The sequence below is a fragment of the Dactylosporangium maewongense genome, from assembly GCF_039531485.1.
GTDB lineage: Bacteria > Actinomycetota > Actinomycetes > Mycobacteriales > Micromonosporaceae > Dactylosporangium > Dactylosporangium maewongense.
The window spans coordinates 443,308-461,378 of the sequence record NZ_BAAAQD010000003.1 but is presented as its reverse complement, the minus strand read 5'-3'; the positions used below and the strand labels follow the sequence as shown (position 1 = coordinate 461,378).

The following is an 18,071-nucleotide window of genomic DNA, read 5'->3' as shown; positions in this document are numbered from 1 at the left end:
ATGGACAGGCAAGTCAAGGGCATCCTGGGTGAGAAGCTCGGCATGACCCAGATCTGGGACAACGGCAAGGTCGTCCCGGTGACTGTGGTGCAGGCCGGCCCGTGCGTCGTGACCCAGGTGCGCACGGCTGACAACGACGGCTACTCCGCGGTCCAGCTCGCGTGGGGCCAGATCGACCCGCGCAAGGTCAACAAGCCGCGGTCGGGCCACTTCGCCAAGGCGGACGTCGCTCCCCGTCGGCACGTCGTCGAGCTGCGGACCAGCGACGCCGGCGAATACTCGCTCGGCCAGGAGATCACCGCGGACCTCTTCGCCGCCGGCCAGCGGATCGACGTCACCGGCCGGACCAAGGGCAAGGGCTACGCCGGTGTCATGAAGCGGCACGGCTTCCACGGCCTCCGCGCGAGCCACGGTGTCGAGCGCAAGCACCGCTCGCCCGGCTCCATCGGCGCCTGCGCGACCCCGGGTCGCGTCTTCAAGGGCGTGAAGATGGCCGGTCGCATGGGTGGGGCGCGCTTCACCGTGCAGAACCTGACCGTCCAGGCGGTCGAGCTGGAGCAGGGCCTGATCCTCATCAAGGGTGCGGTCCCCGGTCCGAAGGGCAGCCTCGTGCTGCTGCGGAGCGCCGCCAAGGTTGCGGTGAAGGCGCAGAAAGGTGGGATCACCAAGTGACCACCGTTGACATCAAGACGGCAGACGGCGCCACCAACGGCACCGTCGAGCTGCCGGACGACATCTTCGACGCGCAGGCCAGCATCCCGCTGCTGCACCAGGTCGTCGTCGCGCAGCTCGCCGCGGCCCGCCAGGGCACGCACAAGGTCAAGACCCGCGGGGAGGTGTCCGGCGGCGGCAAGAAGCCCTACAAGCAGAAGGGCACCGGCCGTGCCCGCCAGGGCTCGATCCGCGCGCCGCAGTTCACCGGCGGTGGCGTCACGCACGGCCCCGTGCCGCGTGACTACACCCAGCGGGTGAACAAGAAGATGAAGGCCGCCGCCCTGCGTGGCGCGCTCTCCGACCGGGCCCGCGAGGGTCGCATCCACGTCGTGGAGAACTTCATCAACGGCGACACCCCGAAGACCAAGGACGCCCTGAAGGTGCTGCGCGGCATCACCGACGCGCGCCGGGTCCTCGTGGTCCTCCCGCGCGACGACGAGGCCAACTGGCTGAGCCTGCGCAACGAGCAGTCGGTGCACCTTCTGGTCGCCGACCAGCTCAACACGCACGACGTGCTCCTCGCCGACCAGGTCATCTTCACGACCGCGGCGCTGGACGAGTTCCTCGGCGTGCCGGCCGCCGGCGCTGCCGACGCCGCCGAGACCACCGAGGAGGCCTGATCATGGCGACGATCGCCGATCCACGCGACGTGATCATCCAGCCGGTGGTCTCTGAGAAGAGCTACAGCGAGCTCAACCGCAACTGGTACACGTTCCTGGTGCACCCGGACGCGAACAAGACCGAGATCAAGATCGCGATTCAGCAGATCTTCAACGTCCGCGTCCTGTCGGTCAACACCATCAACCGCGAAGGCAAGCGCAAGCGGACCCGCACTGGCTGGGGCAAGCGCAAGGACACGAAGCGGGCGATGGTCAAGCTCGCCGACGGTGACCGGATCGAAGCCTTCGGCGGACCGGTCAGCTGAGGGGTATAGACGATGGCTATCCGTAAATACAAGCCGACGACCCCGGGTCGTCGTGGTTCGAGCGTCGCCGACTTCGCCGAGATCACCCGATCGACGCCCGAGAAGTCGCTCCTCGTTCCGCTGCCCAGCAAGGGCGGACGCAACGTCCACGGCCGCGTCACCGCGCGCCACCAGGGCGGCGGCCACAAGCGTCAGTACCGGCTGATCGACTTCCGCCGGGCGGACAAGGACGGCATCCCCGCCAAGGTCGCGCACATCGAGTACGACCCCAACCGCACCGCGCGCATCGCGCTGCTGCACTACGCCGACGGCGAGAAGCGGTACATCATCGCGCCGAAGGACCTGAAGCAGGGCGACCGTGTCGAGGCCGGTGCCGGCGCCGACATCAAGCCGGGCAACAACCTCCCGCTGCGCAACATCCCGGTCGGCACCACCGTGCACGCGGTGGAGCTGCGCCCGGGCGGCGGCGCGAAGCTGGCCCGCTCGGCCGGCGTGGGCATCCAGCTGCTGGGCCGTGAGGGCCAGTACGCGACGCTGCGCATGCCGTCCGGCGAGATCCGGCGCGTCGAGGTCACCTGCCGGGCGACCGTCGGCGAGATCGGCAACGCCGACCAGTCGAACATCAACTGGGGCAAGGCCGGCCGCATGCGCTGGAAGGGCAAGCGCCCGACCGTCCGTGGTGTCGCCATGAACCCCATCGACCACCCGCACGGTGGTGGTGAGGGTAAGACCTCGGGTGGTCGCCACCCGGTCAACCCGAAGGGCAAGCCGGAGGGCCGCACGCGGCGCAAGGGCCAGCCGAGCGACCGACTCATCGTCCGTAGGCGTTACGCCACCCGGAAGCGCGGCTAAGGAGCCTGAGCAATGCCTCGCAGCCTCAAGAAGGGCCCGTTCGTCGACGACCACCTCATCAAGAAGGTGGAAGTCCAGAACGCCAAGAACTCCAAGAACGTCATCAAGACCTGGTCGCGCCGGTCGACGATCATCCCCGACATGCTCGGGCACACGATCGCCGTCCACGACGGGCGTAAGCACGTTCCCGTCTTCGTGACGGAGGCGATGGTCGGGCACAAGCTCGGCGAGTTCGCGCTGACCCGCACGTTCAAGGGTCACGAGAAGGACGACCGGAAGAGCCGCCGCCGCTAAGGCAGCCAACTAAAGGGGATTTCCCAATGCCAACGAAAGCAGCGGCGGCGCTGCCCGGTGCCCGGGCGATCGCGCGCCATGTGCGCGTGTCGCCCATGAAGGCCCGCCGGGTGGTGAACCTCGTCCGCGGCCTGCCCGCGCGCGACGCACTGACGGTGCTGCAGTTCGCCCCGCAGTCGGCGAGCGAGCCGGTCTACAAGGTGCTGGCGAGCGCCATCGCCAACGCAGAGAACAACGAGCGGCTCGACCCGGACTCGCTCCTGGTCGCCGAGGCGTACGTCGACGAGGGCCCGACGCTCAAGCGGTTCCGTCCGCGGGCGCAGGGTCGCGCGTACCGGATCCGCAAGCGGACCAGCCACATCACCATCGTGGTCGAGAGTGTCCCCGCCGCCCAGGCCCGCGCGGCCAAGGCCGGCGTGGCGAAGGCGACCAAGGCGGCGAAGGCCGTGACGCCGGAGACCGACGAGACCGACGAGGTCGAGGCGCCCGTGGCGAAGAAGGCCGCTCCGGCGAAGAAGGCCACGAAGGCGACGCCGAAGGCTGACGCCGAGGAAGGGACCGAGTAATGGGTCAGAAGGTTCACCCGCACGGGTTCCGGCTCGGCATCAGCACCGACTGGAAGTCCCGCTGGTACGCCGACAAGCTCTACAAGGACTACATCGCCGAGGACGTCAAGATCCGTCGGATGATGTCCAAGGGCCTTGAGCGCGCCGGCATCGCCAAGGTCGACATCGAGCGCACCCGCGACCGGGTCCGCGTGGACATCCACACGGCCCGCCCGGGCATCGTCATCGGCCGCAAGGGCGCCGAGGCCGACCGCATCCGCAACGAGCTCGAGAAGCTGACCGGCAAGCAGGTGCAGCTCAACATCCTTGAGGTGAAGAGCCCCGAGTCGGACGCGCAGCTCGTCGCGCAGGGCGTGGCCGAGCAGCTGTCCAGCCGGGTCAGCTTCCGCCGTGCGATGCGCAAGGCGATGCAGTCCGCGATGAAGAACACGCTCGTCAAGGGCATCCGGGTGCAGGTCTCCGGCCGCCTCGGCGGCGCCGAGATGAGCCGCACGGAGTTCTACCGTGAGGGTCGTGTTCCGCTGCACTCGCTGCGGGCCAACATCGAGTACGGCTTCTTCGAGGCCCGTACCACCTTCGGCCGCATCGGCGTGAAGGTCTGGATCTACAAGGGCGACGCCGTCCCGGGTCGCGAGGCGCCGGCCGAGGCCGCCGCTCCGCGCGGTGGCCGTCGCGAGCGCACCGACCGGCCCGAGCGGCCGCGTCGCGGGCGCTCCGGCTCCTCCGGCACGACCGCCGGTGGCACCGAGGCCGGCCGGGCCGCCGCTGCGGCGCAGGCCGCCGAGGTGACGCCCGACGCGGCCCCGGCGGAGTCCGCTCCGGCAGAGACGCCTCAGGAGGGCTGACGAATGCTGATCCCTCGTAAGCCCCCGAAGGGCTTCCGCAAGCCGCACCACCCGGACCGTCACGGTCCGGCCAAGGGCGGCACCCGCGTGGTCTTCGGTGAGTTCGGTATCCAGGCCCTCGAGCCCGCGTACATCACGAACCGCCAGATCGAGGCGGCCCGTATCGCCATGACCCGGCACATCCGTCGTGGCGGCAAGGTCTGGATCACGATCTTCCCGGACCGCTCCATCACCAAGAAGCCGGCCGAGACCCGCATGGGTTCCGGCAAGGGCTCCCCCGAGTGGTGGGTGGCCAACATCAAGCCGGGCCGGATCCTGTTCGAGATGTCGTTCCCGAACGAGCAGATCGCCCGCGAGGCAATGCGCCGCGCGATCCACAAGCTTCCGTTGAAGTGCCGGATCGTCACGCGTGAAGGGGCTGATGTCTGATGGCCGCCGGAATCAAGGCGACCGAGCTGCGCGAGCTGTCCGACGAGAGTCTGGTCGAGAAGCTCCGGGAAGCGAAGGCGGAGCTGTTCAACCTCCGCGTCCAGTCGGCCACCGGCCAGCTGGACAACCACGGGCGGTTGCAGATCATCCGCAAGGACATCGCCCGGATCTACACGATCATGCGCGAGCGTGAGCTGGGTCTCTCAGCCGCGCCCGACGCTGTGGCTGAGGTGGCATGAGCATGAGCGAGCAGACGACCGAGAGCACCGAGGTGCGCGGCCGCCGCAAGGTCCGCGAGGGCCTCGTGGTCAGCGACAAGATGAACAAGACCGTCGTCGTGGCGGTCGAGGACCAGGTCAAGCACCCGCTGTACGGCAAGGTCATGCGCCGCACCAACAAGCTCAAGGCGCACGACGAGCAGAACGCGTGTGGTATCGGCGACCGGGTGCTGCTCATGGAGACCCGGCCGCTGTCCGCCACCAAGCGCTGGCGGGTCGTGGAGATCCTCGAAAAGGCCAAGTAAGGCCGTCGTTCCGCCAAGCTCGGCACCGGCCCTCGAAGCGCCGGTGCCGAGAACTGGCAGACATTAGGAGACAAGCGTGATTCAGCAGGAGTCGCGGCTGCGCGTCGCCGACAACACGGGTGCCCGGGAGATCCTGTGCATCCGTGTGCTCGGTGGCTCGGGTCGCCGCTATGCAGGCATCGGCGACATCATCGTGGCCACCGTGAAGGACGCCATCCCGGGCGCCGGCGTGAAGAAGGGCGACGTGGTCAAGGCCGTCGTCGTCCGGACCACCAAGGAACGGCGCCGGCCGGACGGGTCCTACATCCGGTTCGACGAGAACGCCGCCGTGATCATCAAGGACGGCGGTGACCCCCGTGGTACCCGCATCTTCGGCCCGGTCGGGCGTGAGCTCCGGGACAAGCGTTTCATGAAGATCATCTCGCTCGCGCCGGAGGTGTTGTAACCATGAAGGTCAAAAAGGGCGACACCGTCCTGGTCATCGCGGGCAAGGACAAGGGCACCCGAGGCAAGGTCCTCACCGCCCTCCCGCGCGAGGACAAGGTCATCGTCGAGGGCGTGAACCGCGTCAAGAAGCACACCCGGATCCGCACCACCCAGCGTGGTTCGAAGACCGGTGGCATCGTGACCCAGGAAGCCGCCATCCACGTGTCCAACGTGATGGTGATCGACTCGGACAACAAGCCGACCCGCGTCGGTGCCCGCATCGACGAGGACGGCGTCAAGACCCGCACGTCGCGTCGCTCCGGTAAGGATCTGTGATGACGACGGTCGACAAGGTGAACCCGCGCCTCAAGCAGCGCTACCGCGACGAGATCGCCGGCAAGCTGCAGGAGCAGTTCAAGTACGCCAACGTGATGCAGATCCCGGGCGTCGTCAAGGTCGTCGTCAACATGGGCGTCGGCGAGGCGGCCCGCGACTCGAAGCTGATCGACGGCGCGGTCCGCGACCTGGCCACGATCACCGGCCAGAAGCCGCAGATCCGTCGCGCCACCAAGTCCATCGCGCAGTTCAAGCTGCGTGAGGGCATGCCGATCGGCGCGAAGGTCACCCTCCGCAACGACCGGATGTGGGAGTTCCTCGACCGGCTGCTGTCGATCGCATTGCCGCGTATCCGCGACTTCCGCGGTCTCGACGGGCGCAAGCTCGACGGCAACGGCAACTACACCTTCGGTCTCACCGAGCAGTCGGTGTTCCACGAGATCGACCAGGACCGCATCGACCGGCCGCGAGGGATGGACATCACCGTGGTCACCACCGCTCGCACGGACGAGGAAGGTCGCGCGCTGCTCAAGCTGCTCGGCTTCCCCTTCCGTGAGAACTAGGGAGAACTGACCAATGGCGAAGAAGGCCCTCATCCTCAAGGCCGCCGCGAAGCCCAAGTTCGCGGTCCGCGCTTACACCCGCTGCCAGCGCTGCGGCCGGCCCAAGGCCGTGTACCGGAAGTTCGGGCTGTGCCGCGTGTGCATCCGTGAGATGGCGCACCGCGGCGAGCTGCCCGGCGTCTCCAAGGCCTCCTGGTAAACCTCCTTCGCCGTAGGCCCGCCCACAGCGGCGAGGAACCGCGGCGAGAAAGGCTGACAAAGCAATGACCATGACCGACCCGATCGCAGACATGCTGACGCGTCTGCGCAACGCCAACCAGGCGTACCACGACCGGGTGTCGATGCCCTACTCGAAGATCAAGGCGAACATCGCCGAGGTGCTCAAGTCCGAGGGCTACGTGTCCTCGTGGCAGGTTCAGGAGCCGGACGAGGGCAAGGTCGGCAAGACGCTGATCGTTGAACTCAAGTACGGCCAGAGCCGTGAGCGCAGCCTCGCCGGCATCCGCCGCGTCTCGAAGCCCGGTCTCCGGGTGTACGCGAAGTCGGTGGAGATGCCGCGCGTGCTCGGTGGCCTCGGTGTGGCCATCATCTCGACGTCCCAAGGGCTGCTCACCGACCGGCAGGCCCGCAAGCGAGGGGTGGGCGGGGAAGTCCTCGCCTACGTCTGGTAAGGGAGAGCCTTCAATGTCTCGAATCGGACGTAAGCCCATCGCGGTGCCCGCCGGCGTTGACCTGCGGGTCGACGGTCAGGTCGTCACCGTCAAGGGACCCAAGGGCGAGCTGAACCACACGATCGCCGAGCCCATCACGCTGGAGAAGGCCGAGGACGGCTCCTTCAGCGTCGTGCGCCCCAATGACGAGCGCAAGGCCAAGGAGCTGCACGGCCTGACCCGCACGCTCATCGCGAACATGGTCATCGGCGTGACCGAGGGCTACCGCAAGAGCCTCGAGATCGCCGGCACCGGTTACCGCGTCACCGCGAAGGGCGCCGACCTGGAGTTCGCGCTCGGGTTCTCCCACCCCGTGCTCGTGACGCCCCCCGCGGGCATCACGTTCACCGTCGAGCGGCCGACGCTGTTCCACATCGCCGGCATCGACAAGCAGCAGGTGGGCGAGGTCGCCGCCAACATCCGCAAGATCCGTCCGCCGGAGCCGTACAAGGGCAAGGGCGTGAAGTACCAGGGCGAGGTCATCCGCCGTAAGGCTGGAAAGGCAGGCAAGAAGTGAGCGCCACGCTGCTCAAGCGCCGCAACGCAGGCGGCACCGCCGCGGCGCGCCGAGTCGGGCGCGCACGCCGGCACTTCCGCATCCGCAAGCACGTCAGTGGCACCGCCGAGCGTCCGCGCCTGGTCGTCACCCGCACGCTGCGGAACATCACGGCGCAGATCGTCGACGACCTCAAGGGCCACACGCTGGCCTCGGCGTCGACGCTCGACGCGAGCATCCGCGGCACCGACGGCGACAAGAAGGCGCTGGCCACCAAGGTCGGCACCCTCCTCGCCGAGCGGGCGAAGGCCGCGGGTGTCGGCAAGGTCGTCTTCGACCGTGGCGGAAACCGTTACGCCGGCCGCATCGCGGCCCTGGCTGACGCCGCCCGCGAAGCCGGACTCGAATTCTAGGAAAGGGAACGTTCATGCCTGGTCCTCAGCGCAGGGGCGGCGGGTCCGGTGGGAACACCGAAGGTGGCGGCCGTCGCGAGAATCGTCGCGAAGGAGGCGGCCGCGGCAACGCGCCCGCCGAGAAGACCCCGCACCTCGAGCGGGTCGTCGCGATCAACCGTGTCGCCAAGGTCGTGAAGGGTGGTCGTCGCTTCAGCTTCACCGCCCTCGTCATCGTCGGTGACGGCGACGGCACTGTCGGCGTCGGATACGGAAAGGCCAAGGAGGTGCCCGCGGCCATCGCCAAGGGCGTCGAGGAGGCCAAGAAGCACTTCTTCAAGGTGCCGCGGATCGCGGCCTCGATCCCGCACCCGGTGATCGGCGAGGACGCCGCTGGCGTCGTGCTGCTCAAGCCGGCCTCCGCCGGTACCGGCGTCATCGCCGGTGGCCCGGTGCGTGCCGTCCTGGAGTGCGCGGGCATCCACGACGTGCTCTCCAAGAGCCTCGGCTCCTCGAACGCGATCAACATCGTCCACGCGACGGTGGCGGCGCTGAAGAAGCTCGAGGCGCCGGAGGCCGTGGCCGCCCGTCGCGGTCTGCCGGTCGAGGACGTCGCTCCGGCGGCCATGCTGGCCCAGCGGGCCGGGGTCGGTGCATGACCATGGCGCGCCTGAAGGTCACCCAGATCCGGTCCGAGATCGGCACCAAGCAGAACCAGCGGGACACGCTGCGTTCGCTCGGTCTGAAGCGGATCCGCGACGTCGTCGTCAAGGAAGACCGTCCGGAGATCCGCGGCATGATCCACACCGTGACGCACCTGGTCACCGTGGAAGAGGTGGAGTAATCCGATGACGATCAAACTGCACCACCTGCGGCCCGCCCCGGGCGCCAAGACCGCGAAGACCCGTGTCGGTCGCGGTGAGGGCTCCAAGGGCAAGACCGCCGGTCGTGGCACCAAGGGCTCCAAGGCCCGCAAGAACATCTCGGCGGCGTTCGAGGGTGGGCAGATGCCCCTCCACATGCGCCTGCCGAAGCTCAAGGGCTTCAAGAACCGCAACCGCATCGAGTTCCAGGTCGTCAACCTGGCCCGCCTCGCGGAGCTGTTCCCGAAGGGCGGCACCATCGGGGTCGACGAGCTCGTCGACGCCGGCGCCGTCCGTAAGGGCGAGCTGGTCAAGGTCCTCGGCGACGGGGAGCTCGGCGGCGTGAAGCTGCAGGTCAGTGCGCACAAGTTCAGTGCGACGGCCAAGGAGAAGCTGGAAGCAGCGGGCGGCTCCGCCACGCTGCTCGGCGGCTCCGCAGCGGAGTAGAGAACGCGCTACCGTGGCGTCCACCGGAGCATCTTTGGTGGGCGCCACGCGGTGCCTCAAGGACAGTCGGAGCACCACCCATAGGACCACCTGAAAAGCTGAGGGATCGCCGGGGCGTGATGTGCTGCGGGCATCCTGTTAGAGTCCGTTGCGCAGTAACACGCTCTGCTCAGCCGTTCAGTCGCACCACCCGCACCAAACGCACCACCAGGACCCCACCTCGTCGGCCGACTGGCCGCCTTGCGCAGGAGGAAGAACGTTGCTCTCCGCCTTTGCCAGCGCGTTTCGCACGCCTGACCTGCGCAACAAAATCCTGTTCACATTGCTGATGATCGCGCTCTACCGGGTGGGTGCCACGCTCCCCAGCCCCGGTGTGTCGTTCGGCAATGTGCAGAAGTGCCTCGACATCGTCGAGAGCGGTGACAGCAGCAACGTCGCGACGCTGCTCAACCTGTTCTCCGGTGGCGCGCTGCTGCAACTTTCAGTCTTCGCGCTCGGCATCATGCCGTACATCACCGCGAGCATCATCCTGCAGCTGCTGACGGTCGTGATCCCGCGCCTGGAGCAGCTGCGCAAGGAAGGCCAGTCCGGCCAGGCGAAGATCACCCAGTACACGCGCTACCTCACCCTCGGGCTCGGCGTGCTGCAGGCCTCGGCGATCGTCGCCCTGGCGCGGTCCGGCCAGCTCTTCAACGGCGCGTGCGACCAGACGCAGTTCCCGGTCATCCCGGACACCGGCAAGATCCCGCTGTGGCTGACGCTCACCGTGCTGGTCATCACGATGACCGCCGGCACCGGCATGGTCATGTGGTTCGGCGAGCTGGTCACGGACCGCGGCGTCGGCAACGGCATGTCCGTCCTGATCTTCACCTCGATCGCCGCCCGGCTCCCCAACGAGGGCCTCTCGATCTTCCAGGACGACAAGACCACGTTCTTCGTCATCGTGGGCCTCGCGGTCGTCGTCATCGCCTTCGTGGTCTTCCTGGAGCAGGCCCAGCGTCGCATCCCGGTGCAATACGCGAAGCGCATGATCGGCCGCCGCATGTACGGCGGGACGTCGACCTACATCCCGCTGAAGGTCAACCAGGCGGGTGTCATCCCGGTCATCTTCGCCTCGTCGCTGCTCTACCTGCCCGACCTGATCACCAGGTTCGCCGGGTCGGACACGACCAACAAGACCGTCCTGTGGATCCAGCGCAACATCGTCGCCCAGGACAAGCCGGCGCACATCATCCTCTACTTCATGTTGATCATCTTCTTCACGTACTTCTACGTGTCGATCACGTTCAACCCCACTGAGGTCGCGGACAACATGCGCAAGTACGGCGGGTTCGTCCCCGGTATCCGGCCGGGCAAGCCGACCGCCGAGTATCTCGACTTCATCCTCAGCCGCATCACCCTCCCCGGCGCGCTCTACCTGGGCATCATCTCGATCCTGCCCAACCTGCTCATCGGGGTCGTCGGTGGCGGACAGGCTCTGCAGAACTTCCCGTTCGGCGGCACCGCGGTGCTCATTATTGTTGGTGTGGGCCTCGAAACGGTGAAGCAGATCGAGAGCCAGCTCATGCAGCGCAACTACGAAGGGTTCCTCCGGTAGTGAGGCTGGTGCTGGTAGGTCCCCCCGGGGCGGGCAAGGGGACCCAGGCCGAGTTCATCGCCGCGCACCTCGCCGTGCCCAAAATCTCCACGGGGGACATCTTCCGGGCCAACGTCGGGCAGGGCACCCCGCTCGGCGTCGAGGCGAAGCGCTACATGGACGCCGGCCAGCTCGTCCCCGACGAGGTCACCATCAACATGGTGTCCGACCGCCTGTCGGAGGGCGACGCGGCCGACGGCTTCCTCCTCGACGGCTTCCCGCGCACCGTCCCGCAGGCCAACGCCCTCGACAAGCTCCTCGCCGACCTCGGCACCGGGCTCGACATCGTGCTCGAGCTCGTCGTGGAGAACGAAGAGGTCATCCGGCGGCTCTCCGGCCGCCGGACCTGCCGTGGCTGCGGCAAGATCTGGCACGTCGAGTTCGACGCGCCGACCCACGAGGGCGTGTGCGACCGCTGCGGTGGCGAGCTCTTCCAGCGCGACGACGACAAGGCCGAGACGATCGCCGAGCGGCTGAAGGTCTACGCCCGGGACACCTCGCCCCTCGTCGACTACTACGGCGCGCAGGGCAAGCTGGTGGGCATCGACGCCACCGGACCGGTCGAGGACATCACGGTCCGCGCGATCGACGCCCTGCGCTCCTACGGCGGCTGACCGTGGCGCACCAGGTCGAGATCGAGCTCAAGACCCCCGAGCAGATCGGCCACATGCGGCGCGCGGGCCTGGTCGTCGCCGACGCCCTGGCCCGCATGCGGGCCGCGGTGGCGCCCGGCGTCAGCACAGCCGACCTGGACGCGATCGCGGAGGAGACGATCCGGGCCGCCGGCGCCATCCCGTCCTTCAAGGGCTACCACGGCTACCCGGCCTCGATCTGCTCCTCGGTCAACGACCAGGTCGTCCACGCCATCCCCAGCGCCCGCCAGGTGCTGCGCGCCGGCGACCTGATCTCGATCGACTGCGGCGCCGAGCTGGACGGCTGGCACGGCGACGCGGCTATCACGGTCGGCGTCGGCGAGATCAGCAACGACCTGCGCCGCCTGGTCACCGTCGCCGAGGACGCGATGTGGGCCGGCATCGCCGCCGCCGCCCGCGGCGTCCGCTCCGGCAAGGGCCGCCTCACGGACATCTCCTTCGCGATCCAGTCCGCCGTCCGCAAGGCCGGCCGCTACGGCATCGTCGACGGCTACGGCGGCCACGGCATCGGCAGCGCCATGCACCAGGACCCGTTCGTGGAGAACTCCGGCCGCCCCGGCAAGGGCCCCGCGCTGCGCCCCGGCATGGCCCTCGCCATCGAGCCGATGATCACGAAGGGCAAGCCGAAGGTCGCCGAGCTCGACGACGGCTGGACCGTGGTGACGGTCGACGGCTCCGTCGCCGCCCACGTCGAGCACACGATGGCCATCTGCGACGACGGCGTCTGGGTCCTCACCGCCCCCGACGGCGGCAGGTCGCGCCTCGGCGAGCTCGTCACCGCCCGCCAGCAGGTCAACGCCTAGCCCGTCGCCATGCGGCGACCCCCGTCCTTCGGAAGGGGTCAGCGCGACGCACAGCCGATCCCTCATGGCGTTGGTGCTCTTTCATGATCCGCGGGACTTCTTGTCGCCAGGGCGGCACAAAGTCCTCCGGATCACGGAAACGGGGCGGACGGGAAGGGTGAGCGGCAGTCGTACCGTGGCGGGCCAGGGTGGAAGAACGGCGTGCGCGGATGGGATGCTTCTTGCGGGGAACGCGACTCGGGGAGGGTGGCAAATGGCGGTGGACCGGCGGGAGCACCTGCGCGCGGCCGACGTCGACCGGCAGTTCGTGGCGGAGCGGCTCAAGGCCGCGGTCGACGAGGGCCGGCTGTCACTCGGCGAGTACGACGAGCGGCTGAAGGACACCTACGCCGCGCGGACCTATGGCGACCTCGACGTGATCCTCAGCGACCTGCCCGGCTTCCGCCCCGTGGACAGCGGCGCGGTGGCGCCCGCGAGCGGGTATGCGTCGGCGCCCGCGCCGGCCGAGCCCGAGGCCAGGGCGCAGTTCGGGCGGCAGCCGCACTGGCTGCTCGGGATCTGGAGCGGCTGGCTGATCGCGGTCACCGTCAACGTCGTGATCTGGGCGCTGGTCAGCATCTCCAAGGGCGACGCGGTGTACTTCTGGCCGATGTGGGTCGCCGGGCCGCTCGGTGCGGTGCTGCTCGCGACGTCGGTGAGCACCTATCTCGCGGGCGGGCCGGATGCCGCGCGGGAGCTGAAGCGGGAGCGCAGGCGGCAGCGGCGCGGGGGTTGAGACCCCGATTTGGTGCATCGCGCTCACCGCGCGTAGACTCGTCCATTGGCGCAAAGCGTCCACTCAGGCATGCCCCCACGCGCTTCTAGTGGCAGGCCTGAGCCGCGGCTGGCGCGGGTCCTCCAACAGGGCCCGTGAAAAGGATGCAAGCGTCGACACCCAACCCGATCGTCAGGTAGCGGAGGACATGCCGAAGAAAGACGGGGCCATCGAGATCGAGGGCCGAGTGATCGAGCCACTCCCGAACGCGATGTTCCGGGTGGAGCTCGCCAATGGCCACAAGGTCTTGGCGCACATCAGCGGGAAGATGCGGCAGCACTACATCCGCATCCTGCCCGAGGACCGAGTGGTCGTCGAGCTGTCGCCTTATGACCTGACTCGCGGGCGCATCGTCTACCGCTACAAGTAAATCGGTGTCGGTTCCCAGGAAACGGTCGGGACTGTCGCTCCCATGTAGGGGTGCGCAGCGAGAGTTAGGCAAACCGTGAAGGTCAAGCCGAGCGTCAAGCGGATCTGCAACAACTGCCGGATCATCCGGCGGCATGGCCGGGTCATGGTCATCTGCAGCACTGACCCGCGCCACAAGCAGCGCCAGGGCTGAGTCCCGGCGTCGCCAGATCCACGGCACCACCATGTTTTAGCCCGTTCCAGCCCCGGGCCACCGCGCGCGACGCGTGCGGAGCGCGTGGGCTGCACCCCCGGTCGGAGGCCGGGGCCCGTCTGTGGGCAGACGGGAGTGGAGCGGGCTCAGACCTCCGCACACGCAAGGAGCACGCCCACCTATGGCACGTCTCGTTGGTGTCGATCTCCCGCGCGAGAAGCGCACCGAGATCGCACTCACCTACATCTATGGCATCGGGCGCACCCGATCCATCGAGCTGCTCGCCGCCACCGGTATCGACGGCAACAAGCGGGCTCGTGACCTCACCGATGAAGAGATCGTGCAGCTGCGCGACTACATCGAGCAGAACTTCAAGGTCGAGGGCGACCTGCGCCGCGAGGTCGCCGCGGACATCCGCCGCAAGGTCGAGATCGGCTGCTACCAGGGCATCCGGCACCGCAAGGGCCTGCCCGTGCGCGGTCAGCGCACCCGGACCAACGCCCGCACCCGCAAGGGTCCGAAGCGCACGGTCGCCGGCAAGAAGAAGCCGGGCAAGAAGTAGTAGCTGGTCGGTAGAGAAAACAATCTAGGAGCGCATAGAGAATGCCGCCGAAGGCTCGCGCCGGCGCGACCGCTGTCAAGAAGGTCCGGCGCAAGGAACGCAAGAACGTCGCCCACGGGCAGGCGCACATCAAGAGCACCTTCAACAACACCATCGTGTCGATCACCGACCCGACCGGTGCTGTCATCTCCTGGGCCTCCGCCGGCCAGGTGGGCTTCAAGGGCTCGCGCAAGTCGACCCCGTTCGCCGCGCAGCTGGCCGCCGAGGCCGCCGCTCGCCGCGCGATGGAGCACGGCATGCGCAAGGTCGACGTGTTCGTCAAGGGCCCCGGCTCCGGCCGGGAGACCGCGATCCGCTCCCTTCAGGCCGTGGGCCTCGAGGTCGGGCAGATCAGTGACGTCACGCCGCAGCCGCACAACGGTTGCCGTCCGCCGAAGCGCAGGAGGGTCTGACGATGGCTCGTTACACCGGGGCTGACTGCCGCCGCTGCCGTCGCGAGAAGATGAAGCTGTTCCTCAAGGGCAGCAAGTGCGATGGGCCGAAGTGCCCGTTCGAGTCGCGCCCCTTCCCGCCCGGCCAGCACGGCCGCGGTCGCCCGAAGGAGACCGAGTACCTGCTCCAGCTGCGCGAGAAGCAGAAGGCCCGCCGCATCTACGGCGTCCTCGAGCGGCAGTTCGCCGGCTACTTCGACGAGGCTGTGGCCAAGCCCGGCAAGACCGGTGAGGAGCTGCTCAAGATCCTCGAGTCGCGCCTCGACAACGTGGTCTACCGCGCCGGCCTCGCCACCTCGCGTGACGCGGCCCGCCAGCTGGTGAGCCACGGCCACATCCAGGTCAACGGCAAGAAGGTCGACATCCCGTCGTACCGGCTGCGCGAGCACGACATCGTGCAGGTGCGGCAGAAGTCGCGGGAGCTCACCCCGTTCCAGATCGCGCAGGGCCTCGCGGGCAGCAAGACCGTCCCGGCGTGGCTCGAGTTCATCCCCAGCGAGCTCAAGGTCCTGGTGCACAGCCTGCCCGCGCGGCAGGTCATCGACACCCAGGTCCAGGAGCAGCTGATCGTCGAGCTCTACAGCAAGTAGTTGTGTTGTGGGGGCGGGGCGATCACGCTCCGCCCTCTCGGAGCGCGTCAAATAGCGGGCGCGCAACGAACTGGAGGAACCGCAAGTGCTCATCTCCCAGCGTCCGAGCCTCGCCGAAGAGTCGATCAGCGAGACCCGGTCAAAGTTCACCATCGAGCCGCTCGAGCCCGGCTTCGGCTACACCCTCGGCAACTCGCTGCGTCGCACCCTGCTCAGCTCCATCCCGGGTGCCGCGGTGACCAGCATCAAGATCGACGGTGTGCTCCACGAGTTCACCACGATCCCCGGTGTCAAAGAGGACGTCGTCGAGCTCGTCATGAACGTCAAGGAGCTGTGCGTCAGCTCCGAGCACGACGAGCCGGTCTCGATGTACCTGCGCAAGCAGGGCCCCGGTGACGTCACGGCGGGCGACATCCAGCCCCCGGCCGGCGTCTCCGTGCACAACCCCGACCTGAAGCTGGCCACGCTCAACGGCAAGGGCCGGCTCGACATGGAGCTGACCGTGGAGCGGGGTCGCGGCTACGTGACCGCGAACCAGAACAAGCAGCAGGGCCAGGAGATCGGTCGTATCCCGATCGACTCCATCTACTCCCCGGTGCTGAAGGTCACGTACCGCGTCGAAGCCACCCGCGTCGAGCAGCGCACCGACTTCGACCGGCTCATCATCGACGTCGAGACCAAGGCGTCGCTGACCCCCCGCACCGCGCTGGCCTCCGCCGGCTCCACCCTCGTCGAGCTCTTCGGCCTGGCCCGTGAGCTGGATGAGACCGCAGAAGGCATCGACATCGGCCCGTCGCCGCAGGACGCGCAGCTCGCTGCCGACCTGGCACTGCCGATCGAGGAGCTCGACCTCACCGTCCGCTCGTACAACTGCCTCAAGCGCGAGGGCATCAACTCCGTCGGGGAGCTGATCAGCCGCACGGAAGCAGACCTCCTCGATATAAGGAATTTCGGTCAGAAGTCGATCGACGAGGTCAAGATGAAGCTCGCCGGGATGGGTCTGGGTCTCAAGGACTCCGCCCCGACGTTCGACCCGGCACACGTCGTGGACTCGTTCGCCGATGTTTCCTACGACGACACCGACGACTACCGCGAGACCGAGCAGCTCTAACCGGCTGCTGTTCGATTTGAGGAGCCCCAATGCCCACGCCCACCAAGGGTCCCCGCCTCGGCGGCAGCCCCGCGCATGAAAAGCTGATGCTGGCGAACCTCGCCACGTCGCTGTTCAAGCACGGTCGCATCCAGACCACCGAGACGAAGGCCAAGCGGCTTCGCCCGCTCGCCGAGCAGCTCATCACCAAGGCCAAGCGCGGCGATCTGCACGCGCGCCGTCAAGCGCTCGCCGTGGTGCGCGACAAGGACGTGGTGTTCCAGCTGTTCGACCAGATCGCGCCGCGGTTCGCCACCCGGCCGGGTGGCTACACCCGGATCGTGAAGACCGGCCCGCGCAAGGGTGACGCCGCTCCCATGGCGATCATCGAGCTGGTCGAGGAGCTCGAGGTCGCCGCCGCGCCGGCGCCGCGCAAGGCCGCCGCCCGGAAGGCCGCCAAGGCCGACTCGATCGCGGTCCTGGCCGGCGAGGACACCGACGAGGCCCCCGCGGCCGCGTCGGCGACCGCCTCCGACGAGGCCGCCACGGCGGAGTCGACGGACGAGCCGGCTGCGGACGAGGACGAGAAGAAGGCCTGACCACAGGCCTGAAATCGACGGCCCGGCACCCCGCGCGACGGGGTGCCGGGCTGGTTCTTTTGGAGGGTGTGCGTTGATCCGTGTCCGCCTCGACGTGGCGTACGACGGGACCGACTTCTCCGGCTGGGCGGTCCAGCCGACCCGCCGCACCGTCGCCGGCGAGCTGACCACGGTCCTGACCCGCCTGTTCGGCGCGGTCGAAGGGCTGACGGTCGCGGGCCGCACCGACGCCGGGGTCCACGCCACCGGCCAGGTCTGCCACGTCGACGTCCCCGACGAGCGCTGGGCGGCCCTGTCGTCCACACTGCTGCGCAAGCTCGCCGGCCTGCTCCCGCTCGACGTGCGCGTCCACACGGCCGCGGAGGTGCCGCCGGAGTTCGACGCCCGCTTCTCGGCCCTGTCGCGCCGGTACGAGTACCGCGTCACCGACGCCGTGGCGGGCGCCGAGCCGCTGCGCCGGCACGACACGGTGGCCTGGCCCCGGCCGCTGGACCTCGACGCCCTGAACGCCGCCGCCGCCGGCCTGGTCGGCGAGCACGACTTCGCGGCCTTCTGCCGCCGCAAGGAACACGCCACGACGATCCGGGCCGTCAACCGCCTCGACTGGCGCCGCGACCCGGACGGCATCCTCGTGGCGACCGTCCAGGCCGACGCGTTCTGCCAGCAGATGGTGCGCAGCCTCGTCGGCGCCCAGCTCTTCGTGGGCGACGGCCGCCGCGACCCCTCGTGGCCCGCCGGGCTGCTCAGCCGGAGGGTCCGCGCCGACGAGGTGACGGTCGCGCCGGCGCACGGCCTGGCACTCGTCGAGGTCAGGTACCCCGACGACCCTTCGGAGCTCCGCCTGCGCTCGGAGCAGACCCGCCGCCGCCGCGACGCCGACTGACCGGTGA

31 protein-coding genes and 1 pseudogene are annotated in these 18,071 nt (G+C 68.6%); all 32 read left to right on the top strand.

Annotated elements, in window-relative coordinates; translation table 11 throughout:
* A complete protein-coding gene (gene rplC / locus ABD332_RS11795) occupies positions 1-672 on the top strand; it encodes a 50S ribosomal protein L3 (RefSeq protein WP_344501836.1) in 672 nt (223 codons plus the stop codon).
* Positions 669-1,334, top strand: coding sequence for a 50S ribosomal protein L4 (gene rplD, locus ABD332_RS11790; protein WP_344501835.1), 666 nt, complete (start codon positions 669-671; stop codon positions 1,332-1,334). The genes rplC and rplD overlap by 4 nt, the downstream gene beginning before the upstream one ends.
* A gap of 2 nt (positions 1,335-1,336) precedes the next feature.
* Entirely contained in the window at positions 1,337-1,639 is a 303-nt protein-coding gene (gene rplW, locus ABD332_RS11785; protein WP_203845079.1) for a 50S ribosomal protein L23, read from the top strand.
* A 12-nt stretch (positions 1,640-1,651) separates the two neighbouring features.
* Positions 1,652-2,491, top strand: coding sequence for a 50S ribosomal protein L2 (gene rplB, locus ABD332_RS11780; protein WP_344501834.1), 840 nt, complete (start codon positions 1,652-1,654; stop codon positions 2,489-2,491).
* 12 nt (positions 2,492-2,503) lie between these two features.
* Entirely contained in the window at positions 2,504-2,785 is a 282-nt protein-coding gene (rpsS, locus tag ABD332_RS11775) for a 30S ribosomal protein S19 (protein WP_203845081.1), read from the top strand.
* Between the two features lie 26 nt (positions 2,786-2,811).
* Positions 2,812-3,261, top strand: a pseudogene (rplV, locus tag ABD332_RS11770) (50S ribosomal protein L22); the annotation flags it as partial.
* Between the two features lie 89 nt (positions 3,262-3,350).
* Entirely contained in the window at positions 3,351-4,196 is an 846-nt protein-coding gene (gene rpsC / locus ABD332_RS11765; protein ID WP_344501833.1) for a 30S ribosomal protein S3, read from the top strand.
* Between the two features lie 3 nt (positions 4,197-4,199).
* Positions 4,200-4,625 carry a 50S ribosomal protein L16 gene (gene rplP, locus ABD332_RS11760; protein WP_190249381.1) on the top strand — a complete coding sequence of 142 codons (426 nt, stop codon included), beginning with the start codon at positions 4,200-4,202 and terminating at the stop codon, positions 4,623-4,625.
* Positions 4,625-4,864, top strand: coding sequence for a 50S ribosomal protein L29 (gene rpmC / locus ABD332_RS11755; protein ID WP_344501832.1), 240 nt, complete (start codon positions 4,625-4,627; stop codon positions 4,862-4,864). The genes rplP and rpmC overlap by 1 nt, the downstream gene beginning before the upstream one ends.
* Positions 4,865-4,866: 2 nt before the next feature.
* Positions 4,867-5,148 (top strand): 30S ribosomal protein S17, encoded by a 282-nt coding sequence (gene rpsQ / locus ABD332_RS11750; protein ID WP_033357658.1) that lies wholly within the window; start codon positions 4,867-4,869, stop codon positions 5,146-5,148.
* Positions 5,149-5,224: 76 nt separating this feature from the next.
* Positions 5,225-5,593 carry a 50S ribosomal protein L14 gene (gene rplN, locus ABD332_RS11745; protein WP_033357657.1) on the top strand — a complete coding sequence of 123 codons (369 nt, stop codon included), beginning with the start codon at positions 5,225-5,227 and terminating at the stop codon, positions 5,591-5,593.
* Between the two features lie 2 nt (positions 5,594-5,595).
* On the top strand, positions 5,596-5,910 hold the full coding sequence (rplX, locus tag ABD332_RS11740) for a 50S ribosomal protein L24 (RefSeq protein ID WP_033357656.1): 315 nt from the start codon (positions 5,596-5,598) through the stop codon (positions 5,908-5,910).
* On the top strand, positions 5,910-6,473 hold the full coding sequence (rplE, locus tag ABD332_RS11735; RefSeq protein ID WP_344501831.1) for a 50S ribosomal protein L5: 564 nt from the start codon (positions 5,910-5,912) through the stop codon (positions 6,471-6,473). Before rplX ends, rplE begins: the two co-directional genes overlap by 1 nt.
* Before the next feature lie 13 nt (positions 6,474-6,486).
* Positions 6,487-6,672, top strand: a complete 186-nt coding sequence (locus ABD332_RS11730) for a type Z 30S ribosomal protein S14 (RefSeq protein ID WP_033342853.1) — start codon at positions 6,487-6,489, stop codon at positions 6,670-6,672.
* 64 nt (positions 6,673-6,736) lie between these two features.
* On the top strand, positions 6,737-7,144 hold the full coding sequence (gene rpsH, locus ABD332_RS11725) for a 30S ribosomal protein S8 (protein WP_344501830.1): 408 nt from the start codon (positions 6,737-6,739) through the stop codon (positions 7,142-7,144).
* Positions 7,145-7,157: 13 nt separating this feature from the next.
* Positions 7,158-7,700, top strand: a complete 543-nt coding sequence (gene rplF, locus ABD332_RS11720) for a 50S ribosomal protein L6 (protein WP_344501829.1) — start codon at positions 7,158-7,160, stop codon at positions 7,698-7,700.
* Positions 7,697-8,092, top strand: a complete 396-nt coding sequence (rplR, locus tag ABD332_RS11715) for a 50S ribosomal protein L18 (RefSeq protein WP_425552181.1) — start codon at positions 7,697-7,699, stop codon at positions 8,090-8,092. Before rplF ends, rplR begins: the two co-directional genes overlap by 4 nt.
* Positions 8,093-8,106: 14 nt before the next feature.
* Complete coding sequence (rpsE, locus tag ABD332_RS11710) at positions 8,107-8,730, top strand: 30S ribosomal protein S5 (RefSeq protein WP_344501828.1); 624 nt, start codon at positions 8,107-8,109, stop codon at positions 8,728-8,730.
* A gap of 2 nt (positions 8,731-8,732) precedes the next feature.
* Complete coding sequence (rpmD, locus tag ABD332_RS11705) at positions 8,733-8,915, top strand: 50S ribosomal protein L30 (protein ID WP_033357651.1); 183 nt, start codon at positions 8,733-8,735, stop codon at positions 8,913-8,915.
* A 4-nt stretch (positions 8,916-8,919) separates the two neighbouring features.
* On the top strand, positions 8,920-9,381 hold the full coding sequence (rplO, locus tag ABD332_RS11700; RefSeq protein ID WP_344501827.1) for a 50S ribosomal protein L15: 462 nt from the start codon (positions 8,920-8,922) through the stop codon (positions 9,379-9,381).
* A gap of 259 nt (positions 9,382-9,640) precedes the next feature.
* Positions 9,641-10,978, top strand: a complete 1,338-nt coding sequence (gene secY, locus ABD332_RS11695; RefSeq protein ID WP_344501826.1) for a preprotein translocase subunit SecY — start codon at positions 9,641-9,643, stop codon at positions 10,976-10,978.
* Positions 10,978-11,631, top strand: coding sequence for an adenylate kinase (locus tag ABD332_RS11690; protein ID WP_344501825.1), 654 nt, complete (start codon positions 10,978-10,980; stop codon positions 11,629-11,631). Before secY ends, ABD332_RS11690 begins: the two co-directional genes overlap by 1 nt.
* A gap of 2 nt (positions 11,632-11,633) precedes the next feature.
* Positions 11,634-12,473 carry a type I methionyl aminopeptidase gene (map, locus tag ABD332_RS11685; RefSeq protein WP_344501824.1) on the top strand — a complete coding sequence of 280 codons (840 nt, stop codon included), beginning with the start codon at positions 11,634-11,636 and terminating at the stop codon, positions 12,471-12,473.
* Between the two features lie 253 nt (positions 12,474-12,726).
* Positions 12,727-13,248, top strand: coding sequence for a DUF1707 SHOCT-like domain-containing protein (locus ABD332_RS11680; protein WP_344501823.1), 522 nt, complete (start codon positions 12,727-12,729; stop codon positions 13,246-13,248).
* A 187-nt stretch (positions 13,249-13,435) separates the two neighbouring features.
* The gene (gene infA / locus ABD332_RS11675; protein WP_007073013.1) at positions 13,436-13,657 is read left to right on the top strand and encodes a translation initiation factor IF-1; all 222 of its coding nucleotides are present in this window, start codon (positions 13,436-13,438) and stop codon (positions 13,655-13,657) included.
* A gap of 75 nt (positions 13,658-13,732) precedes the next feature.
* A complete protein-coding gene (gene rpmJ, locus ABD332_RS11670) occupies positions 13,733-13,849 on the top strand; it encodes a 50S ribosomal protein L36 (RefSeq protein WP_014687778.1) in 117 nt (38 codons plus the stop codon).
* Positions 13,850-14,030: 181 nt separating this feature from the next.
* A complete protein-coding gene (rpsM, locus tag ABD332_RS11665) occupies positions 14,031-14,411 on the top strand; it encodes a 30S ribosomal protein S13 (RefSeq protein WP_344501822.1) in 381 nt (126 codons plus the stop codon).
* A gap of 41 nt (positions 14,412-14,452) precedes the next feature.
* A complete protein-coding gene (gene rpsK / locus ABD332_RS11660) occupies positions 14,453-14,863 on the top strand; it encodes a 30S ribosomal protein S11 (RefSeq protein ID WP_033357646.1) in 411 nt (136 codons plus the stop codon).
* A gap of 2 nt (positions 14,864-14,865) precedes the next feature.
* Positions 14,866-15,492 carry a 30S ribosomal protein S4 gene (gene rpsD / locus ABD332_RS11655; protein WP_033357645.1) on the top strand — a complete coding sequence of 209 codons (627 nt, stop codon included), beginning with the start codon at positions 14,866-14,868 and terminating at the stop codon, positions 15,490-15,492.
* A gap of 85 nt (positions 15,493-15,577) precedes the next feature.
* On the top strand, positions 15,578-16,603 hold the full coding sequence (locus tag ABD332_RS11650; RefSeq protein WP_033357644.1) for a DNA-directed RNA polymerase subunit alpha: 1,026 nt from the start codon (positions 15,578-15,580) through the stop codon (positions 16,601-16,603).
* A 29-nt stretch (positions 16,604-16,632) separates the two neighbouring features.
* Positions 16,633-17,181: a 50S ribosomal protein L17 gene (gene rplQ / locus ABD332_RS11645; protein ID WP_344501821.1), complete on the top strand. Its 549-nt coding sequence runs from the start codon at positions 16,633-16,635 to the stop codon at positions 17,179-17,181.
* A 76-nt stretch (positions 17,182-17,257) separates the two neighbouring features.
* Positions 17,258-18,064 carry a tRNA pseudouridine(38-40) synthase TruA gene (truA, locus tag ABD332_RS11640; protein WP_344501920.1) on the top strand — a complete coding sequence of 269 codons (807 nt, stop codon included), beginning with the start codon at positions 17,258-17,260 and terminating at the stop codon, positions 18,062-18,064.
* Positions 18,065-18,071: the final 7 nt, after the last annotated feature.

Bases quoted from the DNA above. Each gene is read 5' to 3' on its own strand.
- rpsE (WP_344501828.1), top strand. From the start codon at position 8,107: ATGCCTGGTCCTCAGCGCAGGGGCGGCGGGTCCGGTGGGAACACCGAA.
- rplB (WP_344501834.1), top strand. From the start codon at position 1,652: ATGGCTATCCGTAAATACAAGCCGACGACCCCGGGTCGTCGTGGTTCG.
- infA (WP_007073013.1), top strand. From the start codon at position 13,436: ATGCCGAAGAAAGACGGGGCCATCGAGATCGAGGGCCGAGTGATCGAG.
- rpsQ (WP_033357658.1), top strand. From the start codon at position 4,867: ATGAGCGAGCAGACGACCGAGAGCACCGAGGTGCGCGGCCGCCGCAAG.
- ABD332_RS11730 (WP_033342853.1), top strand. From the start codon at position 6,487: ATGGCGAAGAAGGCCCTCATCCTCAAGGCCGCCGCGAAGCCCAAGTTC.
- rplE (WP_344501831.1), top strand. From the start codon at position 5,910: ATGACGACGGTCGACAAGGTGAACCCGCGCCTCAAGCAGCGCTACCGC.
- rpsM (WP_344501822.1), top strand. From the start codon at position 14,031: ATGGCACGTCTCGTTGGTGTCGATCTCCCGCGCGAGAAGCGCACCGAG.
- rplX (WP_033357656.1), top strand. From the start codon at position 5,596: ATGAAGGTCAAAAAGGGCGACACCGTCCTGGTCATCGCGGGCAAGGAC.
- rpsC (WP_344501833.1), top strand. From the start codon at position 3,351: ATGGGTCAGAAGGTTCACCCGCACGGGTTCCGGCTCGGCATCAGCACC.
- rpsS (WP_203845081.1), top strand. From the start codon at position 2,504: ATGCCTCGCAGCCTCAAGAAGGGCCCGTTCGTCGACGACCACCTCATC.
- rplO (WP_344501827.1), top strand. From the start codon at position 8,920: ATGACGATCAAACTGCACCACCTGCGGCCCGCCCCGGGCGCCAAGACC.
- rpmC (WP_344501832.1), top strand. From the start codon at position 4,625: ATGGCCGCCGGAATCAAGGCGACCGAGCTGCGCGAGCTGTCCGACGAG.
- ABD332_RS11680 (WP_344501823.1), top strand. From the start codon at position 12,727: ATGGCGGTGGACCGGCGGGAGCACCTGCGCGCGGCCGACGTCGACCGG.
- rplC (WP_344501836.1), top strand. From the start codon at position 1: ATGGACAGGCAAGTCAAGGGCATCCTGGGTGAGAAGCTCGGCATGACC.
- rpmD (WP_033357651.1), top strand. From the start codon at position 8,733: ATGGCGCGCCTGAAGGTCACCCAGATCCGGTCCGAGATCGGCACCAAG.
- rpsK (WP_033357646.1), top strand. From the start codon at position 14,453: ATGCCGCCGAAGGCTCGCGCCGGCGCGACCGCTGTCAAGAAGGTCCGG.
- rplF (WP_344501829.1), top strand. From the start codon at position 7,158: ATGTCTCGAATCGGACGTAAGCCCATCGCGGTGCCCGCCGGCGTTGAC.
- rpsD (WP_033357645.1), top strand. From the start codon at position 14,866: ATGGCTCGTTACACCGGGGCTGACTGCCGCCGCTGCCGTCGCGAGAAG.
- rplQ (WP_344501821.1), top strand. From the start codon at position 16,633: ATGCCCACGCCCACCAAGGGTCCCCGCCTCGGCGGCAGCCCCGCGCAT.
- rpsH (WP_344501830.1), top strand. From the start codon at position 6,737: ATGACCATGACCGACCCGATCGCAGACATGCTGACGCGTCTGCGCAAC.
- rplP (WP_190249381.1), top strand. From the start codon at position 4,200: ATGCTGATCCCTCGTAAGCCCCCGAAGGGCTTCCGCAAGCCGCACCAC.
- rplW (WP_203845079.1), top strand. From the start codon at position 1,337: ATGGCGACGATCGCCGATCCACGCGACGTGATCATCCAGCCGGTGGTC.